Below are 796 nucleotides of genomic sequence, written 5' to 3' on the forward strand. Positions count from 1 at the left end.
GCTTCTTCTCATATTGAAGCACATCATCATGACCACGCTCACCAAGAGCCTCAATTCCAACTGCCACCGGGTGAAGCGTTTATCCGTAAAGAGAATAAAGGACAGGGTTACTTCAGCGGATTCGCGACATGGTGCTGCTGAAAACCTGGCAGCTCTGACTGCTGTAAACGGTTCATCGTTCGAGACATTAGCCCTGCTCCTCATTAATGCTCATCAATACCGGCGAATCAAACTGAGCCACACGCTGCAGTCTTGCCAATGTGCGTCGGCCAGCGATACCGTCAACTGCCATGCCCTGCCACACCTGAAATGCCTCAACTTTACGTTTTAGCTCTTCATCAAAGCGATCTTGGCCAGTGACGTTTTCGCCTAATACCTCAGACAACAACAGGTCGAGCAGCGCAACCGCTTCACCAGTGTCGCCCTCTCGTAATGTCTCTCGCAGTGGCTGCTTCCATATCGCCACGTAGTCGCCTTGCCATAGTGTCTCTAATGCTGACACAGGTAGTTGCACTATCGATTGATTGACCAACAGCTCCACAGAGTCCTCAGAGATTCCATACAGCACTGCGTGATATGACTGCCCCTCAAGCTGGAGATTAAGTACGACTGGCGAGTTTAGTTCGATAAGCTCTGACAGTGTTCCCTGCCCTTCCACACACACAAACACGCTCTGCGGCTCACTCAAACAGAGCCCATCTCTGAGCGAAGATTGGTAACCCCAAAGCTGATAGAGGTCTTGAATAGCGGATGCTCGGTTTGTTCCTTGCTGTATCTGATTAGCAATGTCATCAGG

General features: G+C 50.5%; 1 protein-coding gene and 1 pseudogene. One reads left to right on the forward strand and one right to left on the reverse strand.

Features of this window, described 5'->3' with window-relative positions; all coding sequences use genetic code 11:
- Positions 1 to 117, forward strand: a pseudogene (locus KIV40_RS27020) (GTP-binding protein); the annotation flags it as partial.
- A gap of 70 nt (positions 118 to 187) precedes the next feature.
- Here the strand turns inward: KIV40_RS27020 and KIV40_RS27025 are convergent.
- Positions 188 to 796: peptidoglycan-binding domain-containing protein (locus KIV40_RS27025; RefSeq protein ID WP_285352258.1), on the reverse strand; the 609-nt coding region annotated here is incomplete at its 5' end.

The organism is Vibrio sp. D173a, from assembly GCF_030248475.1.